At 68.6% G+C, this 13,787-nt stretch carries 13 protein-coding genes and 1 tRNA gene; 6 read left to right on the top strand and 8 right to left on the bottom strand.

The window, feature by feature from the left end; all coding sequences use genetic code 11:
- The first annotated feature begins 44 nt into the window (after positions 1–44).
- On the top strand, positions 45–719 hold the full coding sequence (locus G154_RS17060) for a pyridoxamine 5'-phosphate oxidase family protein (RefSeq protein WP_031601625.1): 675 nt from the start codon (positions 45–47) through the stop codon (positions 717–719).
- A 2-nt stretch (positions 720–721) separates the two neighbouring features.
- Here the strand turns inward: G154_RS17060 and G154_RS17055 are convergent, their stop codons facing one another.
- Positions 722–3,517, bottom strand: coding sequence for an FAD-binding and (Fe-S)-binding domain-containing protein (locus G154_RS17055; protein ID WP_019512473.1), 2,796 nt, complete (start codon positions 3,515–3,517; stop codon positions 722–724).
- Between the two features lie 65 nt (positions 3,518–3,582).
- Between G154_RS17055 and G154_RS17050 the strand changes: the two genes are divergently transcribed.
- Positions 3,583–4,314, top strand: coding sequence for a GntR family transcriptional regulator (locus G154_RS17050; RefSeq protein WP_031601624.1), 732 nt, complete (start codon positions 3,583–3,585; stop codon positions 4,312–4,314).
- Between the two features lie 29 nt (positions 4,315–4,343).
- Positions 4,344–4,814, top strand: coding sequence for an RrF2 family transcriptional regulator (locus tag G154_RS17045; protein ID WP_019512471.1), 471 nt, complete (start codon positions 4,344–4,346; stop codon positions 4,812–4,814).
- On the opposite strand, the gene G154_RS17040 is transcribed toward G154_RS17045, so the two are convergent.
- Genes G154_RS17040 through G154_RS17030 form a run of 3 tightly spaced genes read right to left on the bottom strand, consistent with a single transcriptional unit; the run spans position 4,778 to position 7,676 of the window.
- The gene (locus G154_RS17040) at positions 4,778–5,707 is read right to left on the bottom strand and encodes a hypothetical protein (protein ID WP_019512470.1); all 930 of its coding nucleotides are present in this window, start codon (positions 5,705–5,707) and stop codon (positions 4,778–4,780) included. The two genes, G154_RS17045 and G154_RS17040, sit on opposite strands and share 37 nt — an antisense overlap.
- A 29-nt stretch (positions 5,708–5,736) precedes the next feature.
- A complete protein-coding gene (locus tag G154_RS17035) occupies positions 5,737–6,381 on the bottom strand; it encodes a response regulator transcription factor (protein ID WP_019512469.1) in 645 nt (214 codons plus the stop codon).
- Positions 6,369–7,676 (bottom strand): sensor histidine kinase, encoded by a 1,308-nt coding sequence (locus tag G154_RS17030; RefSeq protein ID WP_019512468.1) that lies wholly within the window; start codon positions 7,674–7,676, stop codon positions 6,369–6,371. Before G154_RS17030 ends, G154_RS17035 begins: the two co-directional genes overlap by 13 nt.
- 128 nt (positions 7,677–7,804) lie before the next feature.
- Here G154_RS17030 and G154_RS17025 point away from each other — a divergent pair, with 128 nt between their 5' ends.
- Complete coding sequence (locus tag G154_RS17025; protein WP_023986098.1) at positions 7,805–8,683, top strand: LLM class flavin-dependent oxidoreductase; 879 nt, start codon at positions 7,805–7,807, stop codon at positions 8,681–8,683.
- A gap of 52 nt (positions 8,684–8,735) precedes the next feature.
- Here G154_RS17025 and G154_RS17020 read toward each other — a convergent pair whose 3' ends face one another.
- Complete coding sequence (locus G154_RS17020) at positions 8,736–9,092, bottom strand: hypothetical protein (RefSeq protein WP_019512466.1); 357 nt, start codon at positions 9,090–9,092, stop codon at positions 8,736–8,738.
- 412 nt (positions 9,093–9,504) lie between these two features.
- Between G154_RS17020 and G154_RS17015 the strand changes: the two genes are divergently transcribed.
- Positions 9,505–10,266 carry a glutaminyl-peptide cyclotransferase gene (locus G154_RS17015; protein ID WP_019512465.1) on the top strand — a complete coding sequence of 254 codons (762 nt, stop codon included), beginning with the start codon at positions 9,505–9,507 and terminating at the stop codon, positions 10,264–10,266.
- A gap of 7 nt (positions 10,267–10,273) precedes the next feature.
- On the opposite strand, the gene G154_RS17010 is transcribed toward G154_RS17015, so the two are convergent.
- From G154_RS17010 to G154_RS17000, 3 genes are all read right to left on the bottom strand, one after another.
- Complete coding sequence (locus G154_RS17010; RefSeq protein WP_019512464.1) at positions 10,274–11,185, bottom strand: SDR family NAD(P)-dependent oxidoreductase; 912 nt, start codon at positions 11,183–11,185, stop codon at positions 10,274–10,276.
- Positions 11,182–11,787, bottom strand: coding sequence for a TetR/AcrR family transcriptional regulator (locus G154_RS17005; protein WP_019512463.1), 606 nt, complete (start codon positions 11,785–11,787; stop codon positions 11,182–11,184). Before G154_RS17005 ends, G154_RS17010 begins: the two co-directional genes overlap by 4 nt.
- A gap of 154 nt (positions 11,788–11,941) precedes the next feature.
- Positions 11,942–12,017 (bottom strand) — tRNA-Arg (locus G154_RS17000).
- 102 nt (positions 12,018–12,119) lie between these two features.
- On the opposite strand from G154_RS17000, the gene argS reads away from it, so the two are divergent.
- On the top strand, positions 12,120–13,772 hold the full coding sequence (argS, locus tag G154_RS16995) for an arginine--tRNA ligase (RefSeq protein WP_019512462.1): 1,653 nt from the start codon (positions 12,120–12,122) through the stop codon (positions 13,770–13,772).
- The last annotated feature ends 15 nt before the right edge of the window (positions 13,773–13,787 follow it).

Here is a 13,787-nt window from a genome sequence, read left to right as displayed (position 1 = left end):
AAAACCCGGTGCGAAACCCGCCCGGACCGGCCAAGCTGTGCAGCGTGAGCACCGAAACGCCCTCCACCACGGTCACCCGGTTGCGGGAGAAGCAGCGCACCGACCGCGCCGGTCTGGATCAATTGCTCGACAGCACACCGCTGGCCACGGTGGCATTGATCCGCGACGGACACCCCGTGGCGTTCCCCATCGGATTCGCCCGCCTCGGTGACGATCTGGTGATCCACGGGTCCACCGGGTCACCGTGGCTGCGCGCGCTGTCCGCCGGCGTACCCGCCGCCGTCTCGGTGACGACGCTCGACGGCGTCGTGATCGCCCGCAGCGGCTTCGAATCCTCGTTCCACTACCGCAGCGCCGCCCTGTACGGCAGCTTCGAACCGATCGCCGACGCCGACAAGCTGCCGGTGTTGGAGGCGCTGACCGACGCGTTCATCCCCGGCCGGGTGTCCGAGCTGCGCGTCAGCACGCGCCGCGAACTCGCCGCGAGTCTGGCGCTGCGGTTGCCGATCACGGCCGACAACTGGTCGCTCAAGGTCAGCGATGATTGGCCGGAAGATCCGGACGAGGACATCGCCGCCGGGGCGTGGGCCGGTGTGGTGCCGCTGTCGGTCACCTACGGCACCCCGCAGCGTGCGCCCGACTGCGATCCGGGGATCCCCGAACCCGCGTCGGTCCGGTCGATGACCGGCGAGCTGCGGAGCTGGGCCAACCCGGTATGACATTACGGTCGATCGGGTAGCCGCGCCGCCAACAGTTGCGCAAGGTGCAGTCCGCGCCGGTCGGACAGATCCGAGAGCTGGGTGCGGCACGAGTAACCGTCGGCCAGTACCGCGGTATTGGGGTCCGCGGCCCGCACGGCGGGGAGCAGTTGCTGCTCGGCGACCGCGACCGACACCTCGTAGTGTCCCTTCTCCACACCGAAATTGCCGGCCAGGCCGCAACATCCGCCGAGTCGGACCACCTCGGCACCGGCGGTGGTCAACAGCGCGGCATCGTCGGCCCACCCCATCACGGAGTGGTGGTGACAATGCGGCTGCGCCACGACCCGGCTGCCCTGCATCGACGGCGGCGCCCAGCCGCGCGCGGTCAGCAACTCGGCCAGCGTGCGCGTCGCCCCCGCAACGGTGGCGGCGGCGGGGGAGTCCAGCAGTTCGGCGGCATCGGCGCGCAGTACCGCGGTGCACGAGGGCTCCATGCCGACCACCGGCACACCGCGATCGGCGAAGGGCCGCAACGCCGCCACGGTGCGTCCCAGCACGCGGCGCGCGGTATCGAGTTGGCCGGTCGATATCCAGGTCAGCCCGCAGCATTGCCGTCGGCGGGTCAGGCGGGGCGAGTAACCGGCGTCCTGCAGCACCCGCACGGTGGCGACCCCGACCTCCGGGGTGAAGTGGTCGGTGAACGTGTCGACGAAGAGCACCACCTCGTCACCGGGAGCGTCGGCGGGCACGTTGGCGGCGAACCAGGACCGAAAACTCCTGGGCGCGAACGCCGGGATATGCCTGCGATGGTCGACACCGGCGGCGGCCAGCCCCGCCCGGCCGCCCCAGCGGGCGGCGGTGTTGACCACACCGGGAGCGATGCGGGCCAGCGCCGCCCAGCGGGGCAGCCAGCCCAGTGAGTAGTGCGACGCCGGGCGCAGCCGACCCCGGTAGCTCTGGTAGAGGACCTCGGACTTGTAGGAGCCCATATCCACACCGGTCGGACAATCGGAGGCACATCCCTTGCAGGACAGGCACAGGTCCAGTGCCGCGTGCACCTCGGGTGCGCGCCATCCGCCGCGCACGTCGGTGCCGTTGATCATCTCCTGCAGCACCCTGGCCCGCCCGCGGGTCGAGTCCTTCTCCTCACGGGTGGCCAGATACGACGGGCACATCACGCCGCCGGTGCCGGTGTTGTCGGCGCGGCACTTGCCGACTCCGGTGCAGCGGTGCACGGCCTGGGTGAAGTTTCCTCCGTCATGGCGGTAAGCCAATGCCAGCTTCTGGCGCACCAGCGGGGCCGCCGGGATGCGCAGGTCGGCATCCAGCGGTGCCGGATCGACGATCACCCCGGGATTGAGCAGGTTGCCCGGATCGAAGGCCCGCTTCACCGCGGCCTGCAAGGCCAGCGCCTCCGGGGAGTACATCTTGTCCAACAGTTCCGAGCGGGCGCGGCCGTCGCCGTGCTCTCCGGACAGCGATCCGCCGTAACCGACCACCAAATCGGCTGCTGCGAGCAGGAATTCACGGAACACCGCGGTGCCGCCGGGGCGGTCCAGCGGCAGGTCGATGCGCACGTGCATGCAGCCGTCGCCGAAATGACCGTAGGGCATTCCCGTCACGTCGAACTCGGTCAACAGGGCGTCGAAATCGCGCAGGTAGGCGCCGAGTCGCTCGGGCGGGACGGCGGCATCCTCCCAGCCCGCATGCGCGGGCCGGTCCCGCACGCTGCGCGCCGACAGGCCGGCGCCGTCCTCGCGGATGCGCCACAGCGCCGCCGCCTGCACCGGATGGTCGACCACAAGGAAATCGGTTGCTGCACAGCTGGTTCCCACACGTGCGGCTCGCTGTTCGACCTCGGCGTGGGTGTCACCCACGACCTCGACGAAAACCCAGGCCGCCCCGCCGGGTAACGGCGGCACGGCGCGGGGGCCCTTGCGTTCCCTGACGATGTCGACGATGCGCGAGTCGATTCCCTCACAGGCGGTGGGGCGGTGCTCGAGGATGGCCGGTGTCGCGTCCCCGGCGGTCGCGATATCGGGGTAGCCCAGCACGACAAGCATGCGGTGGGCGGGTTCGCCGACCAGTCGCACCGTGGCCTCGGTGAGCACCGCCAGGGTGCCCTCGCTGCCGGCCATCAGCCGCGCGACGTCGAAGGTGTTCTCCGGCAGGAGGTTTTCCAGGGCATAGCCCGAAACCTGCCGACCGAACCGGCCGAATTGGGTGCGGATGGTCGACAGGCCGGCGCGGGTGATCGCGGCCAGCTCGTCGAGCGCCGGCGATGTCGACTGTCCGGGGCCCAGGACGAGTTCGTCACCGGCGGCGGTGAGCACCCGTAGCCCGGCGATGTTGTCGGAGGTGCGGCCGTAGCCCAGCGCCCGTGACCCGCAGGCGTTGTTGCCGATCATGCCGCCGATGGTGCAGCGGGTGTGGCTCGACGGATCGGGGCCGAAGCGCAACCGGTGTGGTGCGGCCGCCCGTTGCAGCGCGGCCTGCACGACACCGGGTTGCACGACGGCGATACGGCTTTCCGGGTCGACCGAGACGACCTTGTTGAGGTGGCGGCTGAAGTCCAGCACCACGCCGGGCCCGACGGCATTACCGGCGATGGATGTGCCGGCGCCGCGGGCGGTCAGCGGAACACCTCGATCGCGACATACCGACAGGGCCGCGGCGACCTCGTCGGGGTGGGCGGGGAAGACCACGGCCTGCGGGGTGACGCGGTACAGCGAAGCGTCGGAGGAGTACAGGGCTCGTGAGGTGCCGTCGACACGGACGTCTGCGATGCCCGCCGCCCGCAGAGCGTCCCGTAGCATGCTACAAACACTAGCATGCTACGAACTGGCGGATCGGGGGAAGACATGGCCGTGGCCGGGTGCCGATGACCGGCCCGCCGCCGCTGGATCTGGCGCCGCTGCCCGCTTCCGACGGCCGTCGGGCCGAGCAGGTCATGGAGGCCGTTCGGGAGGCGCTCGACGCCGGGGTCATGCAACCGGGGGTGAAGTACTCGGTGTACCAGCTGGCCGCCGCCCTGGGCGTGTCCCGCACTCCCGTGCGCGATGCGCTGCTGCGCCTGGAGGAGGTCGGCTTGATCGGCTTCGAAGCGCGCCAGGGCTTCCGTGTCCGGCTGCCCGACCCTCGCGAGATCGCCGAGATCTTCGCCATCAGGTTGGCACTGGAACCCCCGGCCGCGGCCCGCGCCGCGAGTGGCTGCGACGACGCCCTGGCCGGCCGGTTACGCGACCGGATGGCGGCGATGCAGGCCGCCGCCGACAGCGGCGACGCGCGGATCTTCGCCCACCAGGATCAGCTGCTCCATGACGACATCCTGGTCGCCGCGCACAACGGGCGTGCCCGCGCCATCGTCCGGTCGCTGCGCGAGACGACACGGCTGCTCGGCGCGACGACCGAACGCACGATGTCCGATATCGACGCCGAGCATCGGCCCGTCGTCGACGCGATCATCGCGAATCGACCCTCGGATGCACTGCGCGCCATGCGCTCTCACCTGACCTCGACCGGAGTGCTGCTCGTCACGCAGGCGGTGCGCGATCAGCGTTATCCCATCGACGCCGAGCAGATCTGGGCCGGCGCGGTCGGGGAACCGCAGTAACCGATCACGCAGATGGCACAATTCGCGGTATGCGGATGTCGGCGAAGGCGGAGTACGCCGTCCGTGCCATGATCCAGCTGGCCACTGTGGACGCCGGTGAGCTGGTCAAGACCGACGACCTGGCCAAGGCGCAGGGCATCCCCGCGCAGTTCCTCGTCGACATCCTCTCCGACCTGCGCACCGACCGGCTGGTGCGCAGCCACCGCGGCCGCGATGGCGGCTACGAGCTGGCCCGCCCGGCCGCCGAGATCAGCATCGCTGATGTGCTGCGCTGCATCGACGGACCGCTGGCCAGCGTGCGCGATATCGGTCTCGGGGACCTGCCGTACGCCGGGCCCACTGCCAAGCTCACCGACGTGTGGCGGGCGCTGCGCGCCAGTATGCGTGCAGTTCTCGAGGAGACCAGCCTCGCCGATGTGGCATCGGGTGCGCTTCCCGATCATGTCGCTGCGCTGGCCGGAAGCTACCTCAACCAGGAGGCCCAGCGCGGCCACGGCTGATCGTCGACCGACGGGAGCGCACTGGTGGTCTCGATGGTCACCGCGCCGTTCTCGGTGCCGGCGTTGACCTCGGCCACCGCGGCTGCGGCATCGGTGGTCTCGGGCACGCGCACCCGGGAGGGCCCGTTGGCCGACTGCGCATGCACCAGATAGGGCCCCGGCGCGGGCAACGCGACGGAGACTTCACCGTTGCGGGTGGTGGCGCCGATACGTGGCGGAGCATCGGCGAAGCGGACCTCGACACTGCCGTCGACGGTGCTGGCATCGAACGATTCGGACACCGAGATCGGTTGGCGAGCAAGGACGTCACCGTTCTGGGTGCGAATCTCGCTGCGTCGCAGCGTCCCGCGCAGGAGCACCGACGCGTCCGTCGCGGTGGCCGTCAGTTCGTCGAGATCAGCGTCGACCATGAGCATTCCAGTTTCCTGGCGCACGGTGACGGCCAACCGCCGCCCCAGCTCGGGGGGTAACGTCACGGTGACCTCGCCGGGGTCACCCCAGGCCAGAAAGCTCGTCTGGCCCTCGACGCGCAACACCGTGCCGCCCGGCTCGTCGGTCACGGTCAGTTCCTGCCGGTCGGCGCGGTCGGTGGTGAGCATCCGCACGTCGGCCCGCGGTTCGGTGGCATTGCTGTCGGCGATGATGCGCACGGCCACCGGCGAATCCGCCGTGTCGACGGTCAGCACCCGCATGGCGGCGGGCAGGCTCCGGTGGTCGGTCACCAGGCGGAAGGCACTCAGGCCGGCCGCTCCGGTGGCCAGCAGCGCCAGGGTGCCGGCCAGGATGGTGACACCCGTGATCACCAGCATGGCGCGTACCGCGGTGCGGCCGCCGGGTGACAACTGCGGTGGTGCGGGTGCGGGTGCGGGCGGATCGGTCAGGGTGGTGGTCACGATGTCCCTCTCGGGTCGGGCGGAGCGGATCAGGATTCCAGGTAGCGCAGCACGGCCAGAACGCGCCGGTTCTCGCTGTCATCGGGCGCCAGTGCCAGCTTGGTGAAGATCGACGCGATGTGCTTCTCGGCAGAACCCACCGAGATGTACAGGGCCGCAGCGATCGCCGAGTTCGTCTTGCCCTCGGCCATCAGCTGGAGCACCTCACGTTCGCGAGGGGTCAAGGCGTCCAGGGTCGCGCGCCTGCGGGAGCGGACCAGGATCTGGGACACCACCTCCGGGTCGAGCACCGTGCCGCCTGCCCCGACCACCTCCACCGCGTCGAGGAAGGCGGGGACGTCGGCGACCCTGTCCTTGAGAAGATAGCCGAAACCCTTTGTGTCCGAGGCGATCAGATCGGCGGCGTAGCGTTCCTCGACATAGTGTGAGAGGACGAGCACCGGTGAGTCCGGGTTCTGCGAACGCAGCAACGCGGCGGCGCGTATTCCCTCGTCGGTGAAGGTCGGTGGCATCCGGACATCCAGGATGGCCAGTTGGGGGCGATGCTCGTTGACGATGCGCAGCAGTTCGGTGGCATCGGGCACCCCGGCGACGATCTCGTGGCCGGCGTCGGCCAGGATGCGTTCGATCCCGGCCCGCAACAGCGCCGAATCCTCGGCGATCACGATGCGCATGGCAGCACCGCCGTCACGATCGTGGGACCCGTTGCGGGGCTGGAGACCTCGAACGTGCCGCGGGCGGCTCGCACCCGCTCGGCCAGGCCGCGCAGCCCGGTGGCATCCTCGTCGACACCGACCTGGGCGCCGCCGCGCCCGTCGTCGAACACCGTGACATACAGCGCATTCGATATCGGGTCGAGGCGGACCGTGACGACAGCCTGGCCGGCGTCGGCGTGTTTGGCCACGTTGGTCAGTGCCTCGGCCACCACGAAGTAGGCGCACGCCTCGACCTCGGCGGGCAGACGGTGCGGCAGGCTGATGTCGAGTGTGGTCGGCACACCGGCGATCTCGGTGCGCTGGACCACCGCGGATAGTGCGGCGTCCAGGCCGCGGTCGGACAGGATGGTCGGCGCGATGCCCCGGACCACATTGCGCAGCTCTGCCAGCGCGCTCATCGCCTCGGTGTGGGCTTCGGCGATCAGCGTGCGCGCCGCCGGGGGATCGCTGTCGAGCTTCGTCTGTGCCAGCCCGATCGTCATCGCCAGCGACACCAGCCGGGGCTGCACGCTGTCATGCAGATCGCGTTCGATGCGATGCCGTTCGGTCTGCGCCGAGGTGAGTGCTCCCTGCCGGGCTCGAGACAGCGCCCGCACCTCGTGCTTGAGCGCCGCGGTGGGTGAAGCGGCCAGCAGCCAGCGGTCGATTCGCGCGTCGAGGGTAGGCGCCAGCACCAGGATGGCGACCGCGGCGACGGCGGCGAGGATGGCGAGCACCCAGGACAGCGGGGGCGAGATGAATCCGAGTCCGGCGTCGGCATCGCTGCGCTGGACGGCCGTTGCCGCCGCAGGCCCGAGGAAGGCAAAGCCCAGCAGTGCGGTTGCCATACCCACCGCGATCAGGTCGTAGGTCATGCGCAGGAAGTGCTGTGCGGTGGCCTTCCAGAAGCGGATACCGCTGAAATCGAGCCACAGCTGATGGGCCCATCCCTGTATTCCGGTGTAGCCGGTGATCGGCCGCGGCGGCACCGGGATCTGCATGCCGAACACCGCTTCGCTGCGTATGCGCTCGACCCACTCGACCGCACGCATCAGGTAGACGAAGACGACCGCCGATATCAGGAAGCCGATGATCGAGAAGATCGACGACACCCCGATGATGACGATCGTCACCGGGACCCAGAACCACACGATGGCCAGGAAGGCGTTGGTGAGCATCGAGGCCGTCGGGACGATCCCGATGTGCTCGATGCGACGGCGGGCCGGTGGTTCCACGACATCGGTGACCGGTTGCTCGGGGCTTATTGCGACCATGGGAACAACCTATGGACTGCCGAGCCGGGAGGACACCGCGTTTCCCCGCCGGTCCGGTGGGGGATAACCCCCGGTTTTCGCCTTCCGGGATGGCACCGCGTGCCAGAATCGCCGACGTGCGAGTCGGAATGACGATGCCGGTGATGGAACCGGACCTGAATGCGGCAACCCTGCGGACGTGGGCCGAGGTGATCGACGAGGGTCCGTTCTCGTCACTGTGCTGGGGTGAACGCGTCGCCTTCGACAACCCGGATTCGCTGACGCTGCTCGGCGCGGTGGCGGCCTGGACCGAACGGGTGCGACTGGTGACGACGGTGATCGTGCCGCAACTGCACAATCCGGTGGCACTTGCCAAGGCCCTGGCCACCGGTGATGTACTCAGCGGCGGGCGGTTGACGGTCGGTCTGGGTGTCGGGGGTCGGCATGAGGACTATCTCGCCGCCGGCGCCGATCCGGCGACCCAGACGATCCGGGGGATGAACGAGCGGATCGCGGTGATGCAGCGGGTCTGGGCGGGGGAGAAGGTCACCGATTCGGTGCTGCCGGTCGGCCCGGCCCCGGTGCAGATCGGTGGCCCGGAGTTGATGGTCGGCACCATTGGGCCGAAAACCGTGCGCAGCGCCGCCGGTTGGGCGGCCGGTCTGGCCGGAACGACGCTGGACCTCGACGTCGACAAGCAGAACGAGTTGTTCGATGTCGCCCGGACCGCGTGGGCCGAGGCCGGCAAGCCCAAACCCCATCTGGCGACGTCGTTCTGGTTTGCCATCGGCGAGCGCGAGGCGGCCCGTGCGCAGGTGCGCCGCCATCTACTGCGGTATATGAATTGGATCCCGGCGGAGTTCGTCGATGCGATGGCGCCGACGACTGGTTGGTCGGGTAGTCCTGAGGAGTTGTCGGAAGTCTTGCGTCGTTTCGCGGCGATCGGCACCGACGAGGTGCACCTCATCCCGACCTCGGATGACATCGAACAGGTGCACCGGGTCGCCGAGGTCGTCGCCGCGTTGTGACACGGTGCGGCCGCGCCGTGCTCGTGCACACCGCGGCCGCACCGTGAATCGGTCAGTGTTGCGTCTCGTCCCAGTTGCCCATCGGCGGGTTCTGCATGAACTTGGCGTTCTTGCCGACCCCGAACGGGGTGGCCTTCGTCGAGCCCTCCGCGGCCTGGACGGTGTCGCCGACCTTGCCGTCTGCGCACACCACGTCGATCTTGCAGTCGATCACCGAACCTTGGGCCGTCACTTCACCGATCGGGGCATTGCGCACCGCGTTCTGGCCTTTGAACGCCGGCGTGTCGACGGTGACGTTCGGGCTGGGCGATACCTGGTTGATGCTGGCGCCGGCCACGCCGCCACCGAGGCTGAGCAGCGCGCCCGCACCCAGTACGCCCAGTGCCGAGAGGACGAGGTGTTTGGTCATTGATGCTCCGATCATCGTGTGTCGTGGGACTGATAACGGAAAGTACGGACACCGATGGGCTCACAGCGACCCGAGACGGCGCTTTTCAACGATCTGGCAAGAAACCGTCGGTTAAGGATCAGAAAACAGTGTTCTCCCTGTGTGTTCCACGTCGCTCCTGGTACAGGAAAGGGCTGCCCACGATGGCCATAAGGCACCGTCTGCGGTGACGAACAAACTTCCACAGCAACGCTTTTGACGTTGCTCCCGAGCTGCTGAGCGGAATTGCGTGTCCGGCACCCCGGGTGGCGTGTCCCAGGGCACACCACAGTGGGCCAGACCGTTTCATGTCAGGACACTGGGATGAACCTGAGGCCATTCGGTGGCCGCCATGCTCTACCTGGATGTGGGTCATCTCGGGTAGAACAGACCCATGATGCGAGCGCTGGTGCTGGCCATGGTGATGGTGGGCGGCGGCCTGCTCGCGTCGCCGCAGGCGCAGGCCGATGCGGTGCCGGTGATCGTCCCGACCGTCGTCTCGACCATGCCGCATGATCCCGGCGCCTACAGCGAGGGTCTGGAGTTCGACGGCCCGGCGCTCTACGAGGCCACCGGTGAGGTGGGCAAGTCCCAGCTGCGCCAGATCGATCCCGACACCGGGGCGGTGCTGCGTTCGACGGCGCTGCCCGACGACTATTGGAGCGAGGGCATCGCCATCGTCGGCGACACCATCTGGCAGCTGACCTACCGCGACGGCGTCGTCCTCGAATGGGACAAGGCCACCCTGACCGTGCGCCGCGAGATCCCGCTGGCAGGCGAGGCATGGGGGCTGTGTCGCGACGGCAATCGATTCGTCGTCAGCGACGGCAGCGACCGGCTCCGCTTCTTCGATCCGTCGTTCACCGAGATCGGCAGCGTGCAGGTCACCCGCGACGGTCAGCCCGTGCGGGGCCTCAACGAACTCGAATGTGTCGACGGTCAGGTGTGGGCGGCCGGCTGGCCGCAGGACACCTTTCTGCGCATCGATCCGGGCAGCGGCGCGGTGAACCTGGTGGCCGACGTATCCAACCTGTGGAACTCCGATCAGCGCGACCGCAACAGGCAGGTGGTCAGCGGTATCGCACATATCGCCGGCGACGAGTATCTGATCAGCGGCAAGGACTGGCCGCAGAGTTACCGGGTGCTACTGGGGTAGGGCGCGTTCACGGGCGATCTGCGCTCGCCGCGACCAGCCGCATGCTGGTGTCCCACAGGTCCCTGGCTTTGTCGACGTCGTAGGAGTCGGCCGAGGACCTGATCGCCTTGGTGCCCTCGAAGTAGGCCCCGGTCACCCCGTCATAGCGCGCATCGATGGCCAGCGCGGCCAGCCGTGCTCCAGAGGTCGCCAGCGAGTTCACGTTTGGCAAGACCCGCAGCAGGGGAGAGACGATGCGCCACAAGATCTTCTGCCCCCTGGTGTAGTCACGGGACAATCCCGACGACGGCATCAGACCGGGGTCGAACGCGGTCACGGTGATGCCGTGCGCGCCGTGATCGAGCCGGCGGTCGAGTTCGTAGGCGTGCAGCACATTGCACAGTTTCGAGGTGGTGTAGCGGCGGCGCCCGTCGACCGGGGCGCCGGGCTGCGGGTGGGCCAGCTCCTCGGCGCTGGTGTAGTTGGGGTGCGGCATTCCGGTGAACTTTTCGGGATCGTGGGTGCCGCTGGCTACCAAGATGATTCGCCCCGGAACGACGAGGTGCTCGCGGAGACCTTCGATCAGGGCGAAGTGACCGAGATGGTTCACCCCGAAGGTCGCCTCCACTCCGTCCTCGGTGGTGTGCAGACCGGAGACCATCTGGAGTCCGGCATTGGCGACGATCGCGTGCAACGGCGGGAGGCCGGCGGCCGGGAACGCCGCGGTGAACGCGCGCACCGAGCGCAGCGACGCGAGGTCGCAGGTCAGTATGGTGCAGCGGTCGGGGGCGCCGAGATCGGCGACGGCCGCCTGCCCGCGGCCGACATCGCGGACGGCCAGCACGATATGCCAGGAATCATCGGCGGCGAGAATGGCGCGCGCGCACTCCAGCCCGAGGCCGGCGCTGGCGCCGGTGATGATGACGGTTCGGGTGGTCATTGTTCCTCCAACAGGATCGGTATCAGGGCCCGGACGGCCTGGATCAGCCGTACGTACATGCGGTCGACGTCGGTGACGTCGGGCTCGAGGTGATCGGCGAAGAAGATGCCGTCGGACATGGCGGTGGCGACCGCGGCGAGTTCGCCGACCACCCGGTCGACTCGTGCGGCGGGGACGTCGGCGGGCAGCATCGGCCGGATCACCGCGGCGAATCCGTCGATCGCGGTGTCGCGTACCCGCCGGATCGCGCCGGCCACCGCGGGGTCGTCGCTGCGTTCCAGCGACAGCATGTACATCAGCCGGAAGAAGTCGGTGTTGGCCACCATGAGCTTGGCGACCGCCGCGCGCTGCGTCTCGACATCCGGGCTCTCGCGCGGTATCTGGGCGAAGTACCGCTGCGCGCCGCGTTCCATGACGGCCGCCAGCACGCCTTCCTTCGAGCCGAAATGCCAGTAGATCGAGCTGGCAGGCAGACCGGTCTCGCGGCGAATGTGGGTGATCGAGGTGGCGGCGTAACCCTGTGTGGACATCAACCGTTCGGTGGCGTCGAGGATCCGCTCGCGGGAGTTCTCGCCCTGACGTTGTTTCTGACTGGGGGGCACCGGCCGCTCCTATGTCTGGAATGATCCTTACAGACAAAGTAGCAGGATGTCTGGCAGGCCGCTCGACGCACCGCAGGGTCATCGCCGAGTTCGCGGGTGCAAAAAAGAAGACCGCGGTCCCGAGGGGGGCGCGGTCTTGGGTGTCGTGGAAGTGTGGTGCCCCCGGCAGGATTCGAACCTGCGGCCTTCTGCTCCGGAGGCAGACGCTCTATCCCCTGAGCTACGGGGGCGCGAGCAACTGGTGCTGCGCCGTTGGGCGTGCATAGCGTAACCCATCTCCAACCGGTAATGGATTCGGGACCTGAGGACCCCGCACCATAGGATGGTCCCTCGTGACACCTGCCGATCTGGCCGCCCTGCTCAAGGCCACCGCCGCCGCGGTCCTGGCCGAGCACAGCCTCGACACCAGCGCGCTGCCCGACACCATCACCGTCGAGCGCCCGCGCAACCCCGAACACGGCGATTACGCCACCAACATCGCACTTCAGCTGGGCAAGAAGGTCGGGGTCAACCCGCGTGAGCTCGCCGGCTGGCTGGCCGCCGCGCTGGCCGACGCCGACGGTATCGCCGCGGCCGAGATCGCCGGACCGGGATTCGTCAACCTGCGCATCGAGGCGTCGGCCCAGGGCGTCGTCGTCACCAACGTGCTGGCCGCCGGCGCCGATTACGGCCACTCGACCGAGCTGGTCGATCAGGTGATCAACCTGGAGTTCGTCTCGGCCAACCCGACCGGGCCGATCCATATCGGCGGCACCCGCTGGGCCGCCGTCGGTGACGCGCTGGGCCGGCTGCTGAGCACGCAGGGTGCCGCGGTCACCCGGGAGTATTACTTCAACGATCACGGCGCGCAGATCGACCGGTTCGCGCGTTCGCTGGTCGCCGCCGCGAAGGGCGAGCCCGCGCCCGAGGATGGCTATGCGGGGAGCTACATCAGCGATATCGCCGCCGCGATCGTGGCGCAGGCCCCCGATGTGCTGAGCCAGCCCGCTGAGCAGCAGCAGGAGACCTTCCGCTCCATCGGCGTGGACCTGATGTTCGCGCACATCAAGAAATCCCTGCACGAATTCGGCACCGACTTCGACGTCTACACCCACGAAGACTCGATGCACACCTCGGGCCGGGTGGACCAAGCCATCCAGCGGCTGCGTGACAACGGCGCCATCTACGAGAAGGACGGCGCAACCTGGTTGCGCACCACCGAATTCGGTGATGACAAGGACCGGGTGGTCATCAAGAGCGACGGTAACCCGGCTTACGTCGCCGGTGACCTCGCCTACTACCTGGACAAGCGCGAGCGCGGCTTCACCCTGTGCATCTACATGCTCGGTGCCGATCACCACGGCTACATCGCACGGCTGAAGGCTGCCGCCGCCGCACTCGGTGACGACCCGGCCACCGTCGAGGTGCTCATCGGGCAGATGGTCAACCTGGTCCGCGACGGCCAGCCGGTGCGGATGAGCAAGAGGGCCGGCACCGTCATCACCCTCGACGACCTGGTCGACGCGATCGGTGTCGACGCCGCGCGCTATGTGCTGATCCGGTCCTCGGTGAACAGCCCGATCGATATCGACCTCGGGCTGTGGGCCAGCGCGTCCAACGAGAACCCGGTCTATTACGTGCAATACGCGCACGCGCGGCTGTCGGCATTGGCCCGCAGCGCGGCCGAACTGGGTCTGTCCGCCGATACCTCGCATCTGGATCTGCTGACCCACGACCGCGAAGCCACCCTGATGCGTAACCTCGGCGAGTTCGGCCGGATCCTGAAAACCGCTGCCACCCTGCGGGAACCGCACCGCGTGTGCCGCTACCTGGAAGACCTGGCCGGCGACTACCACCGGTTCTACGACTCTTGCCGGGTGCTGCCCCAGGGCGACGAAGATCCCAGCGACCTCAACGCTGCGCGGTTGGCGCTGTGCGAGGCCACCCGGCAGACGATCGCCAACGGCCTGGCCATTCTCGGGGTCAGCGCGCCGGAGCGCATGTGAGCGGCCACCCCGGCG

The sequence above is a fragment of the Mycobacterium sp. VKM Ac-1816D genome (genome assembly GCF_000416385.1).
Lineage (GTDB): Bacteria > Actinomycetota > Actinomycetes > Mycobacteriales > Mycobacteriaceae > Mycobacterium > Mycobacterium neoaurum_A.
This window is presented reverse-complemented; position numbering and strand designations above follow the sequence as displayed.